The sequence below is a fragment of the Peptoniphilus sp. genome (assembly GCF_022767005.1).
GTDB lineage: Bacteria > Bacillota > Clostridia > Tissierellales > Peptoniphilaceae > Peptoniphilus_A.
In genome coordinates this window covers 1-23636 of record NZ_JALEOV010000004.1, presented here as the reverse complement: position 1 = coordinate 23636, position 23636 = coordinate 1, and the positions used below count along the sequence as shown (strand labels likewise).

Annotated in this window: 21 protein-coding genes and 1 other annotated feature; of the genes, 1 reads left to right on the top strand and 20 read right to left on the bottom strand. The window is 33.0% G+C overall.

Going from position 1 to position 23636, the window contains the following annotated elements:
• Window positions 1-192 precede the first annotated feature (192 nt).
• From MR285_RS00185 to MR285_RS00175, 3 genes are all read right to left on the bottom strand, one after another.
• Complete coding sequence (locus tag MR285_RS00185) at window positions 193-2196, bottom strand: sodium-translocating pyrophosphatase (RefSeq protein WP_293557102.1); 2004 nt, start codon at window positions 2194-2196, stop codon at window positions 193-195.
• A 22-nt stretch (window positions 2197-2218) separates the two neighbouring features.
• The gene (locus MR285_RS00180) at window positions 2219-2443 is read right to left on the bottom strand and encodes a preprotein translocase subunit SecG (RefSeq protein ID WP_293557101.1); all 225 of its coding nucleotides are present in this window, start codon (window positions 2441-2443) and stop codon (window positions 2219-2221) included.
• 90 nt (window positions 2444-2533) lie between these two features.
• Window positions 2534-3124 carry an HDIG domain-containing metalloprotein gene (locus MR285_RS00175; RefSeq protein ID WP_293557100.1) on the bottom strand — a complete coding sequence of 197 codons (591 nt, stop codon included), beginning with the start codon at window positions 3122-3124 and terminating at the stop codon, window positions 2534-2536.
• 302 nt (window positions 3125-3426) lie between these two features.
• On the opposite strand from MR285_RS00175, the gene gap reads away from it, so the two are divergent.
• Window positions 3427-4446, top strand: coding sequence for a type I glyceraldehyde-3-phosphate dehydrogenase (gap, locus tag MR285_RS00170; RefSeq protein WP_293557099.1), 1020 nt, complete (start codon window positions 3427-3429; stop codon window positions 4444-4446).
• Between the two features lie 99 nt (window positions 4447-4545).
• Here the strand turns inward: gap and metA are convergent, their stop codons facing one another.
• The 17 genes from metA to MR285_RS00085 all read right to left on the bottom strand — a co-directional run bounded on the left by metA (window position 4546) and on the right by MR285_RS00085 (window position 23626).
• A complete protein-coding gene (gene metA / locus MR285_RS00165; protein ID WP_293557098.1) occupies window positions 4546-6342 on the bottom strand; it encodes a homoserine O-succinyltransferase in 1797 nt (598 codons plus the stop codon).
• A 67-nt stretch (window positions 6343-6409) separates the two neighbouring features.
• Window positions 6410-6638, bottom strand: a binding site (T-box leader).
• A gap of 139 nt (window positions 6639-6777) precedes the next feature.
• Window positions 6778-8325: a citrate lyase subunit alpha gene (gene citF / locus MR285_RS00160; RefSeq protein ID WP_293557097.1), complete on the bottom strand. Its 1548-nt coding sequence runs from the start codon at window positions 8323-8325 to the stop codon at window positions 6778-6780.
• Window positions 8315-9214 carry a citrate (pro-3S)-lyase subunit beta gene (gene citE, locus MR285_RS00155; RefSeq protein WP_293557096.1) on the bottom strand — a complete coding sequence of 300 codons (900 nt, stop codon included), beginning with the start codon at window positions 9212-9214 and terminating at the stop codon, window positions 8315-8317. The genes citF and citE overlap by 11 nt, the downstream gene beginning before the upstream one ends.
• A gap of 4 nt (window positions 9215-9218) precedes the next feature.
• A complete protein-coding gene (gene citD, locus MR285_RS00150) occupies window positions 9219-9500 on the bottom strand; it encodes a citrate lyase acyl carrier protein (RefSeq protein WP_293557095.1) in 282 nt (93 codons plus the stop codon).
• A 14-nt stretch (window positions 9501-9514) separates the two neighbouring features.
• Entirely contained in the window at window positions 9515-10804 is a 1290-nt protein-coding gene (locus MR285_RS00145; protein WP_293557094.1) for a 2-hydroxycarboxylate transporter family protein, read from the bottom strand.
• Between the two features lie 311 nt (window positions 10805-11115).
• The gene (gene citX / locus MR285_RS00140) at window positions 11116-11628 is read right to left on the bottom strand and encodes a citrate lyase holo-[acyl-carrier protein] synthase (RefSeq protein WP_293557093.1); all 513 of its coding nucleotides are present in this window, start codon (window positions 11626-11628) and stop codon (window positions 11116-11118) included.
• A complete protein-coding gene (citC, locus tag MR285_RS00135; RefSeq protein ID WP_293557092.1) occupies window positions 11615-12607 on the bottom strand; it encodes a [citrate (pro-3S)-lyase] ligase in 993 nt (330 codons plus the stop codon). The genes citX and citC overlap by 14 nt, the downstream gene beginning before the upstream one ends.
• On the bottom strand, window positions 12600-13424 hold the full coding sequence (locus MR285_RS00130) for a triphosphoribosyl-dephospho-CoA synthase (protein ID WP_293557091.1): 825 nt from the start codon (window positions 13422-13424) through the stop codon (window positions 12600-12602). Before MR285_RS00130 ends, citC begins: the two co-directional genes overlap by 8 nt.
• Before the next feature lie 178 nt (window positions 13425-13602).
• A complete protein-coding gene (locus tag MR285_RS00125; RefSeq protein ID WP_293557090.1) occupies window positions 13603-14046 on the bottom strand; it encodes an Hsp20 family protein in 444 nt (147 codons plus the stop codon).
• 127 nt (window positions 14047-14173) lie between these two features.
• A complete protein-coding gene (locus MR285_RS00120; RefSeq protein ID WP_293557089.1) occupies window positions 14174-16417 on the bottom strand; it encodes a restriction endonuclease PLD domain-containing protein in 2244 nt (747 codons plus the stop codon).
• 60 nt (window positions 16418-16477) lie between these two features.
• Window positions 16478-17686, bottom strand: coding sequence for a threonine ammonia-lyase (gene ilvA / locus MR285_RS00115; RefSeq protein ID WP_293557088.1), 1209 nt, complete (start codon window positions 17684-17686; stop codon window positions 16478-16480).
• 1 nt (window position 17687) lies between these two features.
• Window positions 17688-17912, bottom strand: coding sequence for a DUF951 domain-containing protein (locus MR285_RS00110; RefSeq protein ID WP_293557087.1), 225 nt, complete (start codon window positions 17910-17912; stop codon window positions 17688-17690).
• The gene (locus tag MR285_RS00105) at window positions 17899-18777 is read right to left on the bottom strand and encodes a mechanosensitive ion channel family protein (RefSeq protein WP_293557086.1); all 879 of its coding nucleotides are present in this window, start codon (window positions 18775-18777) and stop codon (window positions 17899-17901) included. The genes MR285_RS00110 and MR285_RS00105 overlap by 14 nt, the downstream gene beginning before the upstream one ends.
• Before the next feature lies 1 nt (window position 18778).
• A complete protein-coding gene (locus tag MR285_RS00100) occupies window positions 18779-19858 on the bottom strand; it encodes a hypothetical protein (protein WP_293557085.1) in 1080 nt (359 codons plus the stop codon).
• 98 nt (window positions 19859-19956) lie between these two features.
• The gene (locus tag MR285_RS00095; protein ID WP_293557084.1) at window positions 19957-20862 is read right to left on the bottom strand and encodes a DMT family transporter; all 906 of its coding nucleotides are present in this window, start codon (window positions 20860-20862) and stop codon (window positions 19957-19959) included.
• Window positions 20863-20912: 50 nt separating this feature from the next.
• A complete protein-coding gene (tkt, locus tag MR285_RS00090; RefSeq protein WP_293557083.1) occupies window positions 20913-22862 on the bottom strand; it encodes a transketolase in 1950 nt (649 codons plus the stop codon).
• A gap of 11 nt (window positions 22863-22873) precedes the next feature.
• Window positions 22874-23626, bottom strand: coding sequence for a WecB/TagA/CpsF family glycosyltransferase (locus tag MR285_RS00085; RefSeq protein WP_293557082.1), 753 nt, complete (start codon window positions 23624-23626; stop codon window positions 22874-22876).
• Window positions 23627-23636: the final 10 nt, after the last annotated feature.

Sequence of the window (23636 nt, the reverse complement as noted above, 5' to 3'; positions counted from 1 at the left end):
TTCATCATGTTATTTAATTAAATAATATGCAAGGGTTCATTTTTTGTCAATGATTTATTTTGGTAACTTGTTACTAAATTTCTTGAGTGTTTATATTCCTTACTTGTTAACCAATATATTGATTACCTATTATAAAATAAAATATTTTGCAATAAAAAATCTGCTAGAGAATTTCTCTAACAGATTTGTTTTTTATAAGAATAGTCCGCCGTATGCAACAAATAGTGGTGCAAATACAAGGGATACAACAGTAATAAGTTTGATTAAGATATTAAGAGAAGGTCCTGATGTATCTTTGAATGGGTCACCAACTGTGTCTCCAGTTACAGCTGCTTTGTGAGCTTCTGAACCTTTTCCACCATGTGCTCCACCTTCAATGTATTTCTTAGCATTATCCCAAGCTCCACCTGCGTTTGACATAAAGATTGCCATTAATACGCCTGTTACAAGAGCTCCTGCTTGAAGTCCACCTAGTGCTTCTGTTCCTAGTAAAATTCCTACTACAATTGGAACTACTACTGCGATAAGTCCAGGTACGATCATTTGCTTTAATGCTGCTCCTGTTGATATATCTACACATTTTGCATAGTCAGGAGTTGCCTTTCCTTCCATGATGCCAGGAATTTCTCTAAATTGTCTTCTTACTTCGTCTATCATTTCTGATGCTGCATTACCTACTGCTGACATAGTAAGTGCAGAGAAGGCAAATGGAAGCATACCACCTATAAATGTTGCAGCGATTACTTCTGGTTTAGAAATATCAATTCCTGTAAGTCCAGTAGCATTGATATAGGAAACAAAAAGTGCAAGAGCAGTAAGTGCTGCTGATCCAATTGCAAATCCCTTTCCTATTGCTGCTGTTGTATTACCAACAGAGTCAAGTGAGTCTGTTATGTTACGAACATCTTCTGGTAGTTCACACATTTCTGCAATACCACCAGCATTATCAGCAATTGGTCCATAAGCATCGACGGCAATTGTCATACCAGTTGTTGAAAGCATACCAACAGCTGCTAGTGAAATTCCGTAAAGTCCAATAATTGAATTTTCAGCTCCGCCTGCTCCAATATAAGCTGCGATAATTCCAATTGCGATTACTATAATTGGTCCTACTGTTGACATCATACCAACAGAAAGTCCAGCGATAATATTTGTAGAAGCTCCAGTTTCTGATTCTGCTCCAATTCTTTTAACTGGTGCATAATCGTCAGCTGTATAATATTCTGTGAATTTAGAAATAATAAGACCAACTGCAATACCAATGATAACTGGTGCAAAAGGTGCAAAGCTTCCGAAAATTACATTTGATAAAACTGCTGAAGCAACCATAGTAACGGCAGCTGATACATATTCTCCTGCATTAAGAGCTTTTTGTGGGTTCTTATCTCCCTTTACAAAAAATGCAGCTACAATTGATGCTAAAATACCAACTGTTGCAACAAGAAGACCAAAAGTAACACCATCATCTCCATAAGCTACTACTCCAAGAGTGATAACTGATAAAAGTGCTCCTACATAAGATTCAAATAAGTCAGCGCCCATTCCAGCAACGTCACCAACATTGTCTCCAACGTTATCAGCGATAACAGCAGGGTTTCTTGGATCGTCTTCTGGAATTCCAGCTTCAACTTTACCTACAAGGTCGGCACCAACATCGGCTGCCTTAGTATAGATACCGCCACCAACTCTTGCAAAAAGTGCAATAGAAGATGCTCCAAGTGAAAAACCTGTAATAATTTCAGTTTGTCCACCTGTTAAGAAATATGCGCAAGTAATACCAATAATTCCAAGTCCAACAACGCACATTCCCATTACGACACCACCTGAAAAGGCAACATCAAGTGCTTTACCTAGACCACTTTTCCATGCTGCGTTAGTAGTTCTAACATTTGCCTTAGTGGCAACTTTCATACCAACATATCCAGCAGCTACTGAAAAAATAGCCCCAACAACAAAACAAATAGCAGTTGGAATTGATTTAAGTCCTACTGCCAATATAATTGCAAGTACAATGACAAATACAACAAGAGCCTTGTATTCCCTTGTTAAAAATGCCATAGCTCCTTCTGAAATATAAGAAGAAATTTCCTTCATTCTTTCATTGCCAGCATCTTGTTTTGACACGAAACTTGCCTTATAAAAAGCAAATAAAAGTGCCAAAACGCCGACTATAGGAGCTAGATATAAAATATTCATTCTAATCCTCCTTAAATTTTAATTAGATTGCAGCTAAAATAACAAGTGCAAGTGCAAAAACGATGCTTGAACCAATAACAATTTTATTTTGTATATCTTTTTTGCTTGAACCCTTGTGAGATCCCCAAGTTGTAGTTTCTTCGCCTTGAAGAGTTCCAAGACCAGCTTGTTCTGATTCCATTTGTGCAACTATTGTTATTATAATAATGCTAGCAACAATAATTATAATAGATAATAAAGTTTGCAAACTATTACCTCCCTTAAATTTCTATAACATATAAATTCTAACACAGCAAGACTTTCTAATCAACGAATTTATAGGATTTTTGTTGTTTTTTTAACAACTTATCTCCTTTTTTAAATTTTCTTCAATAAAATCTTCCCTATCTTGCATTGCAACAAGAGTTTTTCCAATTAATTCGTCAAGTTCCCAGCCTAAAATTTCTACTCCCTTTTTAATAACGTCACGAGAGCAACCTTCTGCAAATTTTTTGTCCTTAAACTTTTTCTTCACACTTTTTAAATTCATGTCCTTTGTGCTCTTAGATGGTCTCATAAGTGACGCAGCATAAATAAGTCCTGTTAGTTCATCTGTTGCAAAAAGGACTTTTTCCATAAAAAGTTCTGGCGAAACATTTGAACATAAACCATAACCGTGAGATAAAATTGCGTGAATAAGTTCATCGCTTCCTCCAGCACTCTTTAAAATTTCTGGAGTGTTTTTTAAATGCTCCTCAGGATATTTTTCATAATCAACATCGTGAAGAAGACCTGCCATCTTCCAAAAGTCTACATTATCCGCATCGTACTCTTCAGCCAAATATCCCATTACACTTTCAAGAGTAAGAGCATGTCTAATGTGAAACTCATCTTTGTTGTACTCTTTTAAAAGCTTTAAAGCATCTTCTCTTGTAATACCACTGTTCATATTGACACTTCCTTTTTACATATATTATCACAATAAATTTTGAATTTCACTTTTTTCTGCCTAATTGCCATAAAATCCTAAAAAATACCCTAAAAAAATCCTATTTTAAATAACTAAAAATTTCTAATTGTTAGATTTCAACTCTTTTTTTAATATTTATTTATAAAATAATCTACAATTATTTTTAAGTTTTCCATTTATTAAAAATAGGATATCCCTTTCATCTTTAAAACAATATTAGATTTTACTTTTTACTACTTGTGTTATAATGAATATAGCATTGAATGATAACGGAGGTTTTTATGAAAAAAAATGTTGGCATAATGGGCTTTGGAAGAATTGGCAGAGATGCTCTTAGAATTTGGGCATTGAGAGAAGATGTTAACTTTGAAGTTACTCATGTAGCCGTTAGAAATTTAGAAACAACTTTAAAAGAAAGAACTCACCTATTTAAATTCGATTCAATTTATAGAAAATTTCCAGGTGAAATTGAATTTACCGATGACGGAATGATTATCAATGGAAAAAAAGTTACCTTTGTTGAGTCGAAAACTCCAGACAAAATGGATTGGAAGGAACTTGGTGTTGACATTGTCATCGACTCTTCGGGTGCTTTCAAAGATGAAGACAAAGCTAGAGGACACCTTACAAGTGGCGCAAAAAAAGTTGTTTTAACTTCTCCAGGCAAGGGCGATATGCTTACTGTTGTAATGGGTGTTAACGATGACAAATACGATCCAGCAAAACACGACATTGTCTCCAACGCAAGCTGTACTACAAATTGTCTTGCTCCAATTACAAAAGTTATTTTAGAAAATTTTGGAATTAGGAAGGGACTTATGTCCACAGTTCACGCATACACTAATGACCAAAACATTCACGATGGAGTTCATAAAAAGGACATGAGACGTGCAAGAATGGGTGCTGAAAATATTATTCCAACTTCAACTGGTGCAGCAAAAGCCGTTGGTAAAGTAATCCCTGAAGTTGAGGGAATCTTAACTGGTTTTGCACTAAGAGTTCCTGTTCCAACTGGTTCACTAGTGGATGTAACCTTTGAACTTGAAAAAGAAACAACTGTTGAAGAAATCAACGCTGCAATTAAAAAGGCTTCTGAAAATGAATTAAAGGGAATCCTAGAATATTCTGAAGATGAACTTGTTTCTTCTGATATTATTGGAAACACTCACTCTTCTATTTTCGATTCACTTCTTACAACAGTTAATGGAAATATGGTCAAATTAATTTCTTGGTATGACAATGAATGGGGTTACACAGAAAGAGTAATTGACTTAACAGAAAAAATTGCAAAATCTTTATAATTTTAAATTATATTTATTAAGGCTTGCTATTGCGAGCCTTTTTTATGTGATTTTAAACAAAAAAGTTGCTGTAAAATATAATTATACAGCAACTATCATTCAATCCTTGATAATTGTCCCATGGTTTTTTGGATTATTTGTATTTAATATTTTTATAGTTATATTTTTTTCTTCCACTGGTTTTATGGCATCTCCTTGATAAACCTGTGCACCCTTATCTATTATTTCTTTTAATTCTTTAAAATTTAGCTTGTCAATGGTCTTGGCATTTGGATCTTGATTTGGATCAGATGTCATTATTCCATTTACATCTGTCCAATTTTCATAAACTTTTGAATCTAGTGCGTAGGCAATTAGACTTCCCGTGTAGTCGCTGCCTCCTCTCGTAAAAGTTACTATATCGCCATTGTTGTCGCTCCCATAAAATCCCGGCACAACTACTTTTTTATTTTCGCCAATGTGTTTTTTTATTGCCTTTCTTGATTTTTCTATATCTACTTTCCCTTCACTGTCAAAAATTATTATGTCCTTGGCATCTACAAAGTCGTAATTCAAATATTTTGAGAGAAGTTTTGCATTTAAATACTCGCCCCTACTTACTATAAATTCTTTGTCCACTGAATTTTCTATTTCCTCAAAGACAAATTGTAATTCATCCTTCCAAAATTCTTCAAGTTTTAAATCTTCTGCAATAGACAAAAATCTATTTTTTATTTTTTTAAGCTGAGTATCTCTATAAACAATTTGTACGCTTAGTTCTTCTTCCAAAGATTTTATAATCTTATCAAGTTCATCTATTTTTAAGTTTTTATCTGACAGTGAAATTAATTCGTCTGTAATTTTTGTATCCTTTGAAAATCTTCTTCCAGGAGCGGAAACTACTATTACATCTCTGTCTTCCTTGGAAAAAATTATTTTTTTAACCTTTGCAAACTGACCTGCATCCTTTAGAGAGCTCCCGCCAAATTTAGAAACAGATTTCCCCTCAATTGTCTCAATGGCAAAAGGTGTTTCTTGGTATACGCAGTAGTTGAGCCAGTTGGAGAAAAATAAATTTCCGGCAGATTTCCACCTTATTTTTATTTCTTTTTTTGGATCATTGTCTTCATAATAATTTTGAGGTGGGTTAATTTTTTTGCCCTGTGAAATATCTCTAATGTATTCGTCGTTAAGTGTGTACTTGTCGTACTCCCAATGTCCAAAATTAAATACAAAGCGGTCATCCTTTGTTGTAACAAGAGAAACTCCCGTATCAGGTCTTGCTGCGATAACTTCTAAATCTGGAAAATCTTCAAAGTCTTCTACGTCCACATAGGTATGTCTTGAAGTTGGAACTAAAAAGGTGTCGTCAAAACCCTTAATTATTTTATTTTCCTTTAACTTGTCAAATTCAAAAACGCCAAAAATTTTCTCCTTTGAAACTTTATGCTCGATATTGTAATAATGATATAGAGCGGCTTGTGCAGACCAGCATATAAACATTGTCGAATAGACATTTTCCTTTGCAAATTCAAAAATTGTCTTTAATTCTTCCCAATATTTTATTTTTTCATAGGCAATAGTTTCAATGGGAGCGCCAGTTATTATCATTGCGTCATATTTATTGTTTTTTATGTCTTCGTAAGTTTTGTAAAAAGCTTTGAGCCTTTTAATATCGCTATTTGATGGATTGTAGGACTCCATCCTAACAAGGTCAATATTTATTTGAAGGGCTGTGTTTGATAACATCCTCAAAAGTTGAAGCTCTGTTTCTTCTTTTTTGGGCATTAAATTTACAATGGCAATGCTAAGAGGTCTTATGTCTTGCTTACTAGCACAGGAATCTCTCATTGTAAAAATATTTTCTCTTTCTAAAACTTCTTCAACTATTAAATCCTTAGGTATTATTAATGGCATTTTTTATTCCTCTCTTATCTAAAATTTGTACTTGCAAGGAGTATAAAATAAAAAAAGCTCCCGACCTTAAAAGGACGAAAGCTTCGTGTTACCACCTTAATTCTCCCTTATCTCGCGACAAGGAACTCTTCAAGTACTACCATACTCTATCACTATAACGGGCGCACCCGTGCTCACCTAAATATCAGCAAGCACTCGAGAAAGACCATGTTCACTTCTTTTTCCTCTACTTCTTTCACCAAACGAAGCTCTCTGTAAAAGTTCCAACAAGCTACTCTTCTTCCTATTGAGTTTAAATTTTATATTATAGTAACACCTATTTTACAAGATGTCAACTATATAGAATTTCTAAACCATGCATAATCATAAAATTTTACAAAAAAAGAGAGCCATAAGCCTCTCTCTTTTCAGTATAGTTAGTTTTTAGTTCTAATTTTAAGCTTCCTTTTTAATTACATCAATTATAGAACCATCTCTGTATTCTACAACTGCAACTACTTCGTCAGAAAATTTAATTTCTTCAGGTTTTCCTGTTAATTTTTCTGCCATTTGTTGCAATTCTTTGATGTCTTTAACTTCAATTCCAGCTTCCTTAAATTTTTCGATTAAATCTTTTCTCTTTGGATTTACAGAAATTCCATAGTCAGTACATACTACATCAACAGATTCTCCCGGTGTACAGACAGTTGTAACTTTATCCATGATAATTGGATTTCTTGATCTTACAAGTGGTGCAAGAATTAATGACATTTTTGCTCCAGGTGCAGTATCTTGGTGTCCACCAACTGCTTGGTTAATAACTCCATCAGATCTAGTCATTACATTTACATTGAAGTCTGTGTCGATTTCAAGTGCACCAAGAAGGACAAAATCAAGAGTATTAACTGCAGGAGTTGGATTATTTGGATTTGCATATGATGATGCTGTTTGCTCAAAGTGTTTTGGATTTTCACGAATTGATCTTACTGCATCAAGGTCAAAGGATTGTGTATCGTAAATTCCATCGATTAATCCTTCTTCAAGCATTGTAACCATGTATCCAGTAATTCCACCAAGTGCCATTGATGCCTTGATGCCGTCTTTTTTCATCTCTTCACGAAGGAGCTTTGCAACGGCAAGAGTTGAGCCTGCTGCTCCAGTTTGGAACTTAAATCCATTTTTATAAAGTCCAGATGCCTTAATTGCCTTTACTGCATTATTTGCAATCAATAAATCCCTAGGATTATCGTTAAATCTAATTGAGCCAGAAACAATTCCCTTTGGATCTCCAATTGCATCAACTTGAACTACATAATCAACATACATCATGCCAATAGATGCAGGAATATTTGGGAATGGTACAAGGTTATCTGTTATTGCAATTACGCAATCGGCGTATTGTGCATCTACAATTGCATAACCAAGTGAACCACAAGCAGATTTTCCTTCTCTACCATTCATGTTGCCATATTCATCACAAGAAGGTGCAGCAAGAAATGCTACGTCAATGTGAAGTTCACCATCTTCAATTGCTCTTGCACGTCCTCCGTGAGAACGAATTATGCAAGGTTTTTTAAGAATTCCTTGAGAAATTTTTTCTCCAAGTTCTCCTCTAAGTCCAGAAGATTGAATGCCAGTGATGACACCTGATTCAATTAGAGGAATTAATTTGTCGTGGCATGGTGAAAGAGATGATGGTGCAAGAGTTAAATCTTTAATGCCCATATCTGCAATAACTTGCATAACCATGTTTACAACATAATCACCATTTCTTAGGTGGTGGTGGAAAGAAATTGTCATGCCATCTTTAAGACCGCTTTTCTTTACAGCTTCTTCTATTGAACCTAGTAATTTACCTTCGTCTCTATTTCCATATCTAATTTTTGGTGAAGCCTTTTTGTCTGTTCTAAGATATTTGCCTTCGCCTTTAAAAGGAACAAGTTCGCCAATGCCTTCAAGGTATTCAGGGATATCTCTTCCTACTGCATTTTTATTATAGTTCATCAATATCCTCCTTTTTTAGCACTCCACTAGCAACTGCAAGATCTAAAACTCTTTGTGCTCCAGCTATAATTGGATAGTCAACCATCTTTCCGTCAACAGTAATAACTCCAGAGCCCTTTCTTTCAGCTTCCTTTGAACCTGCAATAATGCGAAGAGATTTAGTAATGTCCTTTTCAGTTGGTGTATAAACTTCATTTACAACAGCAATTTGTTTAGGGTGAATAACAGATTTTCCATCAAATCCAAGATCCTTTATAAATTGAACTTCTTCTCTAAAAGCGTCCATATCGTCAAGATTTGTGCTAACTGTATCAAAACAAGCAATGCCTGCATTTCTTGCAGCTAGAACTATTTGACTTCTTGCTGCAAAAAGTTCCCAACCATGAGTTGACCTTTGTGTCTTTAAATTTGTAACATAGTCGGCAGCTCCAAGGGCAATACCCATCATTCTAGGAGAAGCCTTTGCAATGTCAACTGCATTTATTACACCAGTTGGAGATTCAATAGCAGCCATCATAAGAGTTCTACCAAGGCATCCCATTTCTTCTTCGACTTCAGTTATTATTTCATCTACATCTTTTACATCTTGTGCCGTTTCTGACTTAGGCAATCTAATTACATCTACTCCAGCCTTAACAACTGCCTTAATATCTTCACGTCCAAAAGGTGTGTCAAGGGAATTAATTCTAACAACAACTTCAGTCTTTCCGTAGTCCAAAGTTTTAAGTGCATTATAAACTAAAAATCTTGCCGCATCTTTTTGGTTGATACTCGTTGCATCTTCAAGGTCGATCATAATTGAATCAGGGCCATAAATATGAGCATCAGTAATATTTGCAGGGTTGTTACCTGGAAGAAACATCATTGTTCTTCTTAATCTTTCTTTCAAAATATCAGCTCCATTTATATTCTGTACTTTCAGCTGCTCTAAAGCACGCTGCTTCTACTCTTGCTTTTATTGTGTAGTCAAGTGCTCCCTTGTCCACTGCAGTAACCTTAGCATTCTTAACATCTAATTCTTCTAAAGTTTCTCTAATAACTTTTTCTATTTGTTTGCCAAATTGTTTTTTCACTGAGCTTTCAAGTTCAATAGAGATGCCTTCACCATCGTCAACTGTTATTAAAATATCATTTGACTCGAGAGTTCCAGCCATTGCTTCCTTTTTTAGTTTCAAAAATATCCCTCCTACTACATGAGTGATCCAAAGAGTATTGAACCTATTACAAGTATAATTCCTCCACCAAGTCTTGATGAAAGTTGAGCATAACTCATAAGTTCCATTCTATCAGCTGCTCCAAGAACAGCGATATCTCCAGAACCACCTCTGTTAGCCATACATAATCCTGCTGTAACAGCAGAGTCTACAAAGTAGAATCCTACAAGATGACCGACAAGTCCTGAACCAATTATAGCACCAATTACAATTAAAAGTGCCATGATAACATTTCCTATAGTTATTGCAGCTACAAGCTCGTGTAAATCAGTTTCAACACCTACGCCAACCATTACCAAGATTACAATATTTTTAGTAAAGAAAGATTGAACTTCCTTCGAAGCTTGTCTAAGTGAACCTGGAATAATTCCAAGACCATTAGCAAGGGCAACTAAAATAATCATAAAAGCAAAAGGATGAATTGGAACTGATGGAACTAGTGGGTCCCAAATTTTATCTGCAATAAGTCTTCCCAATTGATAAAAAGTAAGACCCATTAAAATTGCTCCTGTGTAGTCCTTTAATTGTGTAGTGAATTTTTCTTCTCCCTTACCAATTTCTGGGGCAGATCTCATAAGAGTTTTCTTATCACCAGTAAGCTTTGGATTTCTTTCTCCAATCTTATTTAAAAGACCACCAGCAATTATTGCAAAAATATTTGCGATAGTAAGAATTGAAATTGCAAATCCATAATAATTTGCTGCAGCATCTCCAGTAACTCTTTCGTAAATTTGACTTAATGGAACTGCACCTGCACCATTACCTCCACCCATTACTGGAAGAACGTATTTTAAAACAGTGTTTGCAGGAGAAACTCCAAAGAAAAGTCCTCCAATAATTCCAAGAACTGCTGCACCAACAACTCCACCTAAGATTGCTGGTATATAACCTGCAAAAGACTTAATCATAAGCTCTCTATTTAATCCAAGAAGTGAACCAGTGATAAGCATTATGATGAAGAAGTTTAAAACTCCCATTGGTTTTGAGTTTACAGATGAAATAAGTTCAACATATTCTTCAGGAATCACTTTGTAATAACATAAAACTGCAGTACCTAAAAATGCAAGAACAAGTCCACCACCAACATAAGTGTTCCAAAATGGAATTACCTCACCAATTTCATATAAAATTATACCTATTGCGAACATTAGGGCAACTCCACCCGCTAAATCCTTCGACAAAACTCCCAAATAAGTTGCTATGAAAACAATTATTGCCAAAATTAATAGCATTGGAAGGTTAAGTCCAAAATATTTTTTCTTCATTAAAAAACCTCCTTTTTTATATATCTTTATAATACCCCAGAAACATACTCTTATTCAATAAGTACTGCCCTGTTTTAAGCACTTTGATGCAACTATTATGTTGTAGAACCAACAAAATAATTTTGTGATAACGCTTCTAAACGAGTAATAAAATTAAAAAAAGTAAGTCTAATACCCACTTTTCTTTAAATTTATTAGGTTATTTATTTTAAAAAAATCCCAAGAAATTTTTTATTCTTAGGATTAAATAATTCTTAAATATTATCAATAAAGTTTTTACAATATTAAATTAAAGTTTTTACAATATTAAATTAAAGTTTTAAAATCTCTAGCACTCTTTCTTCGAGTTCCTTTATATTATGTCTTTCTTCTTTTATGCAGGTTCTTGCCACATCCTCGCAAATTATGCACTTTCTCTCGGGAAGTCCCAAGCTTGCTCTTGAAATTTGTGTAAAATCTTTGTCGTAAATATCTATGTCAAGAAGTCTTCCGCCAAGATTTTTTTCTTCAAGATCTATCATCTTTTTCTTTACAAATTTTCCGTCGCAATCAATGGCGGCAATATACTCAATTCCCGTCTTTAGATTATTGTATTCTTCCTCATAAATATTAATATTATTTTCTTGCAAAATTTTTTTTATTTTTTTTACATAATCTTTGTGAAACTCCACTGCTTCTTTAAAATTTTTTTCTTCTCCGGGAATATTTAGCATAAAGGAAAGCACTGGTGAATTAAACTTTTCCGTCAGATCCTTTATTTTGTAATATCTTTTTTCCTTCGCATCAAGCATTTTTTGCATACGCACTATCTTAGAGTCTTTCATTTATTATCCTCTGCCCTTCATCAGATTTTAGTGCCTTTATTGTGGCAGCTGGCAAATACTTATAGGCTTCTTCAAAGTTTCCTTCCTTTAGAAGTTTTCTTACTTTTGATGCAGAGATGACTTCCTCATCACTTTTCAATCTATCGATTTCCACTAACTCGACTCCATAATTTGGCAAAATTTTTTTCATAGTATCATTATAATTTTTGGTAACAATGTCTAGGTCTTCTGTACCCACAAACCTTTTTTTTATATTCAATGCCTTTGCGAAGTATCTTCCAAAAATTTTCGTGTCGAGCTCTGAGTAAGCCTTTAAAATGGTTTTTTCATCCTTGTAAAAATATGTTGGAAAAGTGTTTTTTGAAATTATGTAGTCGTTGCCCGGATGCAAGATTACATCGTCAAATTTATCCACTTCTTCTTTCACAATTTTATACCTAAATTCATAGGGGAATGTTGAGCCATCCTCTTCCACCATAAAGATGTGAAGAAGATCCGTAAATTTTCTCGCAGTCTCAATTAAATATAGGTGTCCCTTAGTCATTGGGTTTGCATTTATTACCATGGCTCCAGATTCTCTATTGTCGCTAATATTTTTTAAAATACAATGGAGCTTTTCAATTTTGTTATCAAGTAGTGCCACATCTTCTGTTTCTTCCACTAAAGAAAATCCAAAGTCAGAAAATATTTTTATATTCTTTGGCTTTGTAAAAATGAAAAGATGCTTGTTCCCCACTTCATATTGGTGATTCAAAAGTCTTGTGATTATGGCGTTGGTAATTCCCATGCCCTGATAATTTTCGTCAATGGCAAAGCATTTTAAAACTCGTCCAGATGATGATCCCGTGCCCACAATTTTATCGCCATCTACGGCTATAATTGTGTATTCAACATCCTTCTCGTAGTCTATATCAAATCTTTTTAAAAACTTTTCAACTTCCTTTTTCTCAAAATGCATTACTTCTTTATATTCAATCAATGTAATCCTCCAACAGATAAAAATAAAGAGTCAAAATTAAAAAATCAGCACAACCTCCGGGACTTAAATTTCTCCTTTTAAACTCCTTATTTACTTTTTCAATCTCCATCATTCCACAACTTGTCTTGTAAAGTTTATTTGTCAAGACATAATTTGCACTTTCCTTCAAAAATTTAAGTCCTTCAAGCCCTCCTCTCTTTATAATATTTGAATCTTCAATAAAAGACATATAATAATAAAGAGTTCCCGTAAGAGCGTAGTCAAAATTTACACTTTTTTCAGCTTCCTTTAAAAATTTTAGACCCATAAGAGCCTTTGAAAAACCTTCTTCTGCTTCTTCCCTTATTCCCTTTACTCCGTATTTTTTATAGTTTTCTTCGCCATGACTTGTGGCAGTTTTTTTATTTAATTCTCTAGTAATTCCACGGTTCAAATAGGAAACTCTTGAAATAACTTTTTCATAGGAAAAATTTTTTCTTTTTATTTCAATAGCTGTTGCATAGACCATAAGTCCCAAGGAAAAAATAATCCCCTTGTGAGTGTTGGCTCCATGCGTGGCATCCTTCATCTTTTTTTCGTAAATAATTCCAAATTTTCTAAGTTCATCGTAATCTTCACCCGATGATTTTTCGCCAAGTTCGTAGGCAATTTTAAAATAATCGTGTAAAACCAATGCTGAATTTAAAAAATCTATATAATCCATGTCTACATGCGCACCAGTATCTAACAAAGTTACAAGCCCTGGCTTCGGGCTAAGTGACACTTCGTAGATTAACGCATAAGTTGAGAGCCTTGCAATAATATTCGAATTTAACATAATCCCTCCGCCTTCATTATAATAAATAAAAAATTTTTCATCTACCTATTATTTTTGCAAACTCTCATTATTTTATTTGTGAAAGTATTTACAATTTAACATAAAAAACCGAGGTCGCCCTCGGTTTACTTTATTATTTTAAATTTTAATTTTTAATCTCAAAATTTAACTAAAAAGATTACTTAATTTCAATCTTTTTATTTTTCTTTTCTTCAGGTTTTTTAGGAATAATAATTTCCAAAATTCCTCCCTCTAATTTTGCAGACATATTTTCTTCGTCCACATCTTTAAAGAACATTCTTCTAACCATTTTTGAAGACTTTCTTTCTCTATGAATGTAATTTTTTTCCTTATTTTCTTCATTAACTTCTTCATTCTTTTCAGCTGAAATTGTAAGATTGCCTTCCTCAAAGTCAACATCAATTTCATCTTTATTGAATCCAGGAAGTTCAGCTTCTACCTTATAATCATTTTCTTCGTCAATTACGTCAACTTTAAAAGTTGCAGATCTTATTGCCCTTTGTGGTGTAAAATCGTCATTAAAGAAAGAATCAATCATGTTGTAAAAATCATCAAATCTTGTATCTCTTAAATAATTTTTTTCATATGGTCTAATACTCATTTAAAACTCCCCTTTTTTATTATATTATTAGCAGCCTATTAGCTCCTCTGCTAACTATCTTTAGTATAAACCTAAAGTCAAAGAATGTCAATATTATTTTTTGACTTTTTTTGACTTTTATTAAAAATTATTTTCCAAAGATTTTTTCAAAAAATGACTTCTTTTTATAAGGATTTTTTAATTCTATCCAATCAAAAAATTCGTCAGTATATAATCCAATATTGACTGCACCGTGGACGCTATTTACGCAAACTTCTTGTGGCAATGCGTCTGCATAAATTTGTGCTGTACTAGTTCCATAATATTTATCATTTTCATTTAATTTTTTAATATTGTAATAGATATGTCCCGTATCATCATCGTACACAAAATCATTTTTAGAACCTAAGTAAAGATTTCTCCAATTTTCTTTGTTGGTTTCACTATCGTCGTTGTATTTCTTTTCTGGAAAATATCTTGGCAGTGGCATTTCTGCTTCTTCATAAATTTCTTTAAAAATTTCTCTGGAATTATATAAAAAATCAAAGCCGCTTTCTTCTGTATAATTGTCCCATTTATAATCTGAAGAGCTTTCTAGCCTCTCAGCCATTCTAAAGCAAAAATCCAAAAACAATGTATTGTCTACATTTTCATAAATGTTTTTGAAAAATTCCTTGGCTTCAGAATTTTTTGAGATTTCTCTATCAATTATTAAATAATAACTTCTTCTCCTCGCTTCTTTTGGCAGTGAATAAGATTTTGTATTAGTTGTTCCTATAAAAATTGGATAGGGTTCCTCACTTCTAACACAAAGATTAGAAATATTTACTATAAAATCTCTTCCATAATTTGTTTTTGTGAAAAAGTCACTGTCGATTTCATCTACTAGTATTGGATTTACATTGTTCTCACGAATCCAATTTTGAATAGTATCTAGTCTTTCTCTTTTTGCCTTGTTTAGCGATTGACCTAAGAGTGCTTCCCACTGATAATAGTCGCCTTTATTTATTCCCGTAAGTTTTGACATTATAGAGAGTAGAGATGATTTTCCACTTCCTGCATCTCCGCCAATTATAATAAACTGAGGTATGTCCAATCTATTTTCTTCAATTTCAAGTTTTCCCCTTAATTCTTGAATAAATGGACCAGTAAAAGTACATAGCAAACTTTCAAAAACTCTTTTTCCATAATCATCTGTATATCTATTTGAATATTTTTCAAATCCCTTTATATAATTATTTAAAACTTTCAAGGCGTCTACTAATTCTTCTTTACTCGCTCTTTTTCCAAAAGGAATAGTTAGATTCTTATCGAGATCAGATATGATGAAAAGTCCAGTTTTATTATTTTTTGTGTTTCGCAAATCAGGTCTATTGTAAAGTCCATATCTTTTTATATTTTTATTTGCTTCTACCTTTTTTACAATAATTTTCTCTACTTTTTGCTTAACTTGCTTTGTAATTATACTTTTGCTTTTTATTTCTGGTGTTTTTTTCCTTTTATTTATAACTTCATTAACAATTTCATAGGCAACATCTTCTGCAATGTTTTCTCTCTTTTTTTCACTTTTTACAACTTCTCTGTCGTCAGAAATATTGTCAATATCAGTAATAATTTTATCCTTACATACTCCTAAGGCTAGTTTATTTCTCACATCGTCAATGATTTCTACGGCGGCTTTTTCTTTTATTTTCCCCAAATCATCATTTGAAATTATAAAAATTTCATCGGTATTTATTTCATCAATATTTTTTATATTTTTAAAATTTTTTGAATTTATTTTTTTTAGTTCACTTGGAATATAATCGCAGAGGACTTGGGACAAATTTTCTTCATAATACTTTTTATAGATATTAAATAAATTTGAATCATCAAAAATTACAATATTTTCAAATTGAGAACTTTTGCTATCAAAGGCTCTTTCTGATAAATTTGCAGATCCAAGTATAACCCGATTTTCACCTTTATCATTCCACATTAGATAAAATTTTGAATGTATTATGTAAGTTGCGGATACCCAAATTTTTAAATTCCCTTTATCTAAATTAAATTTAGACTCCATGTCTAGCTCTTGATAAAATTTAATTGGAGCTCCTTCTATTTGCTCTAAAATCCTATGTTTTAAATGCTTTGCTAGTTCATTAATTGAATTTTTTACTATGTCATTGTCAATACCTATTACAATTTCTGAAGTTTCAAATTCCTTTAAAAATTCATTTACAAATTTAGAGGAAATAGAATAAGTTATTCCTAAAAAGTGTTTATATTTTTCTTTGTCAAAAATTTTTTCAATAGATAAGTCTTCTTCTTTTCCATCCTTTAATATATGTATAGTATTTATTTCCTTTAACCCACTGTCATTATCAAAAAAGCTTAAATTATTGTTTTCCATTTTCCCTCCTCAAGCTCAATGTTAATTTTAGCAAAAAAAGAGGGCGAACCCTCTTTCTTGTTAAAACTGTGTATCGTTGTAATTAGCTTTAAATACATAGAAGTTTTGGTTAAGTTCTGTTATTATTTGTTCTTGATGACTCTTGTCCTTCGTGTCAACTACTACGCTTACTATCATTGAATCAATTGTGTCCCCAACTACGTCAATGTCTTGAGCAATTTTTACTATGTTTGCTCCTTCTTTTTCTAATAATTTTGTAATGCGTGTCATTTCGCCAGGTTGATCCTTAAGTTTAACCTTAAGTTCCATCCTTCTGTTAGTCTTGTAAAGACCCTTTTCAATAACTTTTGAAACTCTTGTTACATCAATGTTTCCACCAGAAAGTATGCAACAAACTTTTTTGCCTTTGTGGCTAAATTTCTTATACATTAAAGCTGCCACCGTTGATGCAGCTGCTCCTTCTGTTATAATTTTGTTTTTTTCTAGAAGTGTAAGTATTGCTGATGAAATTTCTCCTTCAGTTACTAAAACTATTTCATCTACATATTCTTTTACTATGTCATAAGTTATTTTTCCTGGAGTTTTTACTGCAATTCCATCCGCAATAGTTGATCCTCCCTTTACAGTTAAAATTTTACCTTCTTTAATTGATTCGTACATACTTGGAGATACTTTAGTTTGTACTCCAATTATTTTTACATTAGGATTAATGCTTTTTGCTGCAAGTGCAACTCCAGAAATAAGTCCGCCGCCTCCAATTGGTACAACTATTATGTCTACATCAGGGATTTTTTCTAAAATTTCTAGTCCTATTGTTCCTTGACCTGCAATAACTTTTTCATCATCAAAGGGAGCAATGAAAGTCAATCCTTCTTCTTTTGAAAGTTTTGCTGCATACGCTGCTGCGTCATCAAAAGAATCCTTAACAAGTTCAACTTCTGCTCCATAATTTTTTGTAGCTTGAACTTTTGAAAGTGGTGCGTGATAAGGCATACAGATAATTGATTTTATTCCTCTTTCAGTTGCAGATTTTGCCACTCCTTGTGCGTGATTACCTGCAGAACAAGCTACAACGCCTTTTTCTGCTTCTTCATCAGTAAGCGTCGCAATTTTGTTATAAGCTCCTCTTAATTTAAAGGAACCTGTGTCTTGCAAAACTTCAACTTTTAAATATACATCTTCACCTAAATTAGGTGCATAAACTACTGGTGTTTCTTTAATGTGACCCTTTAATCTTTCTTTAGCATCATAAATTTCTTTTACATCCATACTATTCTCCTTCTTTCTTGTGATGGATTATACTTACAAATTTATCATCTTCTAAAATTTTTCTAACCCTTTTTTCAAAATCCATACGACTCATCCAAATGAGCCTTTCGCAGCCAAGGCACTTTAATTTTATGTCGGCGCCCTTTCTTACAATCTCCCATTTATTTTCACCACAAGGATGTCCTTTTTTTAATGTTACAATATCTCCCAAATTATAATAAAGCATCACTATCCTCCTTTTGTATCAGTTTATTTCTAACAATTGGCATTTTAATATTTTCTCTTTGCATAGTTTTTAAAATTTCTGCCCTAATTGCATATTCAAGCTCATATTGTTCTCCCTGCTTTGTATAATAAACAAGAGTCATCTTGTATGAATCCTTAGCATTTTCAGTAACTCCCCAAAGGTTTGGGCCCATTGCTATTCTAGTGTCATCTTCATATTTTTCTATCGCCTTTTTTATTTTTTCAGATACAAAATTTGGGTCGCAAGAATTATCAACGTAAAAGTCAATTCTCGTCCTAACATTTGCCCTTTCCTTATTTGACACAATAGAAATGTTGCTATTTGGAATTATGTGAAGAATTTTTCCAAAGTCTCGAACCTTAGTTACTCTAAGACCTACATCTTCAACAATACCTTCAATACCCTCTATCTCAACTAAATCGCCAACAGAATATTGATCTTCAAATATAATAAAAAAACCGTTGATAATGTCCTTAACTAAATTTTGTGCGCCAACGCCTATTGCCAAGGAAAACACACCTAAAGTTGCAAGTATAGGCGCTATGGAAATTCCAAAAACGCTCATAATTATTGTAACTCCAATAAAAATTAAGGCTATTTTTATTATTCTTTCAAATAATTTTGTAATTGTAACAATTCTATTATAGGATCCCTTTTCCTTTATTTTATCTGAATTTAATTGTCTGTTTATAAATCTATTGATAATTTGTAAAATAATAAAAATTCCAATTATTATTGCAGCGACAACTGCAAGTCTTTGCCACGACCCTAATCCTGCAAAGGTAGACTGAAGTGCTGCATCAGCTTCGTTTGCAACAGTATTTGTATTCTTATCTAAATTCACTCTACACCTCTTTATAAGTAGTTTCTATTTTATTCTCATCGTCTCTCACTGAATTTGAATTTACAACGGAATATAAATTTAACTCGCCATTTCGAAGCGCACCTATTAAAAGCCCATTTATTTTTATTTTATCGAGAGAATATCCCAGTCTAGTGTAAAATTCACCGCGATTTCCTATTTCTCCACCGACATCACTGGGACCATAAACATATATTGAACCGGATACATTTTCCATTTTGTTGACATTTGCCGCTATTATTTTCTTGTCTCCAGGCTTTAGTGCATAATCGTACTTTGTAATAATACCTGAGTGAAGAAGATATGTGTCTCTTCCCTCAACTAATACGTCAGAAATATTTGGAATTTTTTCCTCATATTTTTTACCTGCATCCATAAATCTGTACATTGACTTGTCAGTAAGAGCAAGGACAGATCTCTTGTCCTTTTTAACAAAAAACACTATCTCGTGGTTTAACACTACACTTTTTTTATTTCCCTTGTGAAGAGAATAAAGTAAGGAACTATATCCACTGGCATCATTTTTTATCTCTGCAATAGATAAATTCTTTGGATCTAAAACATCGTGAGTTAAAATTTGATTTCCAGTTCTATAAATTTCTGTTAATGTAGAATCATTTCCCATTAAGTATAAAATTTCATTTTTTTCATCAATTATGTGAAAAATAATATTTGCATTTTCGTAGGAAATATTAAAAACTTCGCCCTTTACATCAATTGTAGAAAGAAGTTCCCCTGTTTCAGAGTACATTTGAACCTTGCCAAGATCTTCTTCGTATAAAAAAGCATAATTATTTGCAAAAAAAGCTTTAATATTTTCGTCTTCTCTCTGAATTTTTTTTATAATATTTCCATCTCTATCTGTGATGTATAAAACTGGGTCTGCCCACAAAAAAACCGACTTTGATGTAATGCTAAAATCCTCTATTGGTTCATTAACACTCACACCTTTAAGTCTTACTATGGTTCTTTCCTTTGAAAAATTTTTATGATTAAAATATACAAATCCTAAAAAAAATATTAATAAAATTAAAATTATTGTGTGATTTTTCTTTAATTTCAAAATACCACTCCTGATTTCATTATACCATTTATAACTTTATTTTTGCATTTTTTTGCAATTAAAAAAGAGAGGCTTTGCACCTCTTTTCTTCTCCTATTTTAGATTTTTTTATTTAGGACTAATGCTCCTAAAAATACAAATATAAGCCCTAGAACAATATTTATTGTGAGTTTTTCTCCTAGAAACATTACCGATAAAATTGTTCCGAAAACTGGAATAAATAATTTATAAATGCCAAACTCACTTGAACTATGCACTTGTAGAATACTTGTCCAAATTGTAAAGCCAGTTGCCGATATAAAGGCTCCATAAGATAAAAGTAAAAAAAGTGTAAAGTCAAAGTTTACATTTGATTTATGTGTTAGTGCTCCAATCACTATAAGGGGAGTTGCTCCAAGTAAAAACTGTGTGCCAGTTAAAATAAAGGGATTTTGCTTTCTCCCGTATTTTCTTATTAAAACTGCGGCTAATGCGTTCAAAGTTGTTGCAATAAAAACAAATCCTTCGCCAGTAAATTTAAAGTGAAATCCTTCTACACCCTTTGCATTTGTAATAAGTATGCCAATTGAACCTATTATTAAAGCCAGCCCTTTTCGCTTTGTAAATTTTTCATCACTAATAAAAATAATGGAAATTGCTACAAGTATAAAGGCATTAGATGCTTGTATAACTGCTGCAAGTGAGCCTAATGTGTTTGAAAGACCAATGTAGTAAAACATGTACTGAAACGTAGTCTGTATGGAAGATAAAATTATTATAAATTTAAAATTTATTTTATCTTTTTCAACTTTTTCTTTGTTAAAAATAAAAAAATATACATAAGTTAAAAGACCAGCCATAAAAAATCTTATGCCCGCTATTAAAATTTTTCCGCCGGGATCGTCAGGTAAAATATTTGCATGAAGATATGTCAACTTTATTAGTGGAATTGCAGAACCCCAAAGAAACATCACAAAAAGTGAAAGAATTATTGCCCACTTTTTTTCTTTAATTAAATTCATCATTACCTCTCAATGTAAAAAAGGAGGTCCCCCTCCTTTTCAATAATTTATTTTTAAAATTCTTCTATCTTTCGTCTAATATTTTCTTTTGTAAATCCAAATCTCTCAAAGACTTCAGAACCTTTTCCACTTGCGCCAAAGGTATCAATAGAAATTGCCATGCCCTTCATTCCAATGTACTTGTGCCATCCAAAGGATGAAAGTGCTTCAATTGAAATTCTCTTAGTAATACTTGAAGGAAGAATTTCTTCTTTATATTCAGAACTTTGTCCGTCAAAAATTTCCATAGAAGGCATTGAAACTACACGAACGCCCTTTAGTCCATCTGTTGCATCCAGTGCAAGAGAAACTTCAGAACCTGTTGCAATTACAATTTTTTCAAGTTCGCCTTCTTCCTTTTTTATTATATAAGCACCCTTCTTGATGTCTCTTGAGGAGTTTTCAAGTTGTGGCAAATTTTGTCTTGAAAGTGCAAGTACAAAAGGTGTGTTCTTAGAGTTAAAAGCGAGGTTAAGTGCTGCTGCCGTTTCTCTTCCATCAGCTGGTCTTAAAACAACTACTCCTGGAATTGACCTTAACATTGCTAAATGTTCAATTGGTTCATGAGTAGGGCCATCTTCTCCTACTCCTATGGAGTCGTGAGTAAAAATATAGACATTAGGAAGATTCATAAGAGCGGCAAGTCTAATCGTTGGTTTTAAGTAATCGCTGAAAACTAAAAAAGTCGCTGCATAAGTTCTAAGTCCACCGTGCAATAACATTCCATTAGTAATTGCTCCCATGGCATTTTCTCGCACACCAAAAGTTAAATTTCTTCCAGCTCTATTTTCTGCTGTGAAATATTCTTCGTCCTTTAAAATTGTCTTGTTTGATGGACCTAAATCTGCAGATCCACCAAAAATATGGATGTTTTCCTTTGCAATTTTATTTAAGACTTCTCCAGAGACGGCACGAGTTGCCATGTCCTTTTCAAAGGAATCATAATAAGAATCCTCTAAAAGTTCCTTCCTTTCAAACTTAAAGGAATTTTTGTAATCTTCATATTCTTTTGGATACTTTTTCGCATATTCTTCTTCAATTTTTTTCTTTTCAGAAGCTTTTCTTGTATTTTCTTCAACAATCTTTTGGAAATGCTCTTTTACATCATCTAAAACGCAAAAGTCTTCATCAGGAAGTCCAAAAAATTTTCTAGTTTCCCTTCTATTTTCTGCTCCTAGTGGTTCGCCATGAGCCTTAGCAGAATCTTCTCTAGGTGAACCATATCCGATTTTTGTCTTTACTTCAATAAGTGCTGGTTTATTGGATTTTTTAGCTTCTTCAATTTTTTCATTAATTTCATCTAAATTATTTCCATCTTCAACTAGGAAAGTATCCCATCCAAGTGCCTTATATCTTTCACGAACATTTTCAGAGAAAGCCAAATCAGTTGACCCTTCAATAGAAATTTTATTTGAATCGTAAAGTACAATTAATTTGCTTAATTTTAATGTTCCCGCAAGAGATGATGCCTCGTTGGAAATCCCCTCCATTAAACATCCATCGCCTACAAGGGCATAAGTATAGTGATCAACTAGTTTTAAATCATCCTTATTGTAAATAGCTGCGAGTTTTTCTTCTGCAATTGCCATACCAACTGCCATGGCAATACCTTGACCTAGTGGACCAGTAGTTGCTTCCACACCCTTAGTGTGCCCATACTCTGGATGCCCTGGAGTTTTTGAGTCAAGTTGTCTAAAGTTTTTTAAATCATCAAGGCTTAGACCATAATCAAATAAATAGAAAAGTGAATACAAAAGAGCAGAGCCATGTCCCGCAGACAAAATAAATCTATCTCTATTTTCCCAATCTAAATCCTTAGAATCTCTTACTAAATGATTTTTAAAAAGTGCATAAGCCATTGGTGCTGCACCAAGTGGTAGACCAGGGTGTCCTGAATTTGCACTTTCAATTTGATCAACTGACAGCATTCTTATAGTATTAACTGCTTTATTTTCGATGTTCAAAATTCCACTCCTCACTCAACTGAATTTTTATCTCTCATAACTGCGAACAAAAACTTTGGCAAATCAATTTGTCTTTTAATCCTCGAAGGGTTTTTTAAAAGTCTATAAAGCCACTCTAATCCAAGCTTAATAAAAATCTTGGGAGCTCTATTTGCCCTTCCCGATAAAATATCAAGGACGCCGCCATTGCCAATAATAACTTTTGCCTTAATATCATCTTTAAATTCCTCAATCCACTTTTCTTGACGAGGAAAGCCAAACCCCACGAATACAATATCAATATCCTTGCTGTTAATCTCTTCAATTATTTTCTTTTCTTCACTAGATGTTTCGCCATCTATCCTAGAATTGAAATAGCCATTGTGAAATCCAGCCACATTAGCATTTTTATACTTCTCGTTGACTGACTTTGCAGCATCCTCTGCCACGCCTTCCTTGCCACCTAAAAAATATAAATTTAGTCCCATTTCATCTGCAAGTTCCAGCAACTTAATGGAAGTGTCAAAGCCCGTAACTCTTTCCTTTAATGGTTTTTTCCTAATCTTTGATGCATAAATAAGACCAATGCCATCAGCTAAGACTAAATCCCCTGAATTAACTAAATGTCTAAGATTTTCATCTCTTTTAGCCGCCATGACGATTTCAGTATTTGGCGTGTAAATTTTTTTAAGACCCTTTCCCTTCAAAAAATCCCTTAAAATATTTTCACACTCAAAATTATCAATATTAAAAATTTCAACTCCAAAAATTTTTATTTTTTCCATAAATATCTCC

What these genes read in the sequence shown, in the direction of transcription:
- MR285_RS00185 (WP_293557102.1), bottom strand. Translation starts at nt 2,196, where the DNA reads ATGAATATTTTATATCTAGCTCCTATAGTCGGCGTTTTGGCACTTTTA.
- MR285_RS00175 (WP_293557100.1), bottom strand. Translation starts at nt 3,124, where the DNA reads ATGAACAGTGGTATTACAAGAGAAGATGCTTTAAAGCTTTTAAAAGAG.
- gap (WP_293557099.1), top strand. Translation starts at nt 3,427, where the DNA reads ATGAAAAAAAATGTTGGCATAATGGGCTTTGGAAGAATTGGCAGAGAT.
- metA (WP_293557098.1), bottom strand. Translation starts at nt 6,342, where the DNA reads ATGCCATTAATAATACCTAAGGATTTAATAGTTGAAGAAGTTTTAGAA.
- citF (WP_293557097.1), bottom strand. Translation starts at nt 8,325, where the DNA reads ATGAACTATAATAAAAATGCAGTAGGAAGAGATATCCCTGAATACCTT.
- MR285_RS00145 (WP_293557094.1), bottom strand. Translation starts at nt 10,804, where the DNA reads ATGAAGAAAAAATATTTTGGACTTAACCTTCCAATGCTATTAATTTTG.
- citX (WP_293557093.1), bottom strand. Translation starts at nt 11,628, where the DNA reads ATGAAAGACTCTAAGATAGTGCGTATGCAAAAAATGCTTGATGCGAAG.
- MR285_RS00130 (WP_293557091.1), bottom strand. Translation starts at nt 13,424, where the DNA reads ATGTTAAATTCGAATATTATTGCAAGGCTCTCAACTTATGCGTTAATC.
- MR285_RS00125 (WP_293557090.1), bottom strand. Translation starts at nt 14,046, where the DNA reads ATGAGTATTAGACCATATGAAAAAAATTATTTAAGAGATACAAGATTT.
- MR285_RS00120 (WP_293557089.1), bottom strand. Translation starts at nt 16,417, where the DNA reads ATGGAAAACAATAATTTAAGCTTTTTTGATAATGACAGTGGGTTAAAG.
- ilvA (WP_293557088.1), bottom strand. Translation starts at nt 17,686, where the DNA reads ATGGATGTAAAAGAAATTTATGATGCTAAAGAAAGATTAAAGGGTCAC.
- MR285_RS00110 (WP_293557087.1), bottom strand. Translation starts at nt 17,912, where the DNA reads ATGCTTTATTATAATTTGGGAGATATTGTAACATTAAAAAAAGGACAT.
- MR285_RS00095 (WP_293557084.1), bottom strand. Translation starts at nt 20,862, where the DNA reads ATGATGAATTTAATTAAAGAAAAAAAGTGGGCAATAATTCTTTCACTT.
- MR285_RS00085 (WP_293557082.1), bottom strand. Translation starts at nt 23,626, where the DNA reads ATGGAAAAAATAAAAATTTTTGGAGTTGAAATTTTTAATATTGATAAT.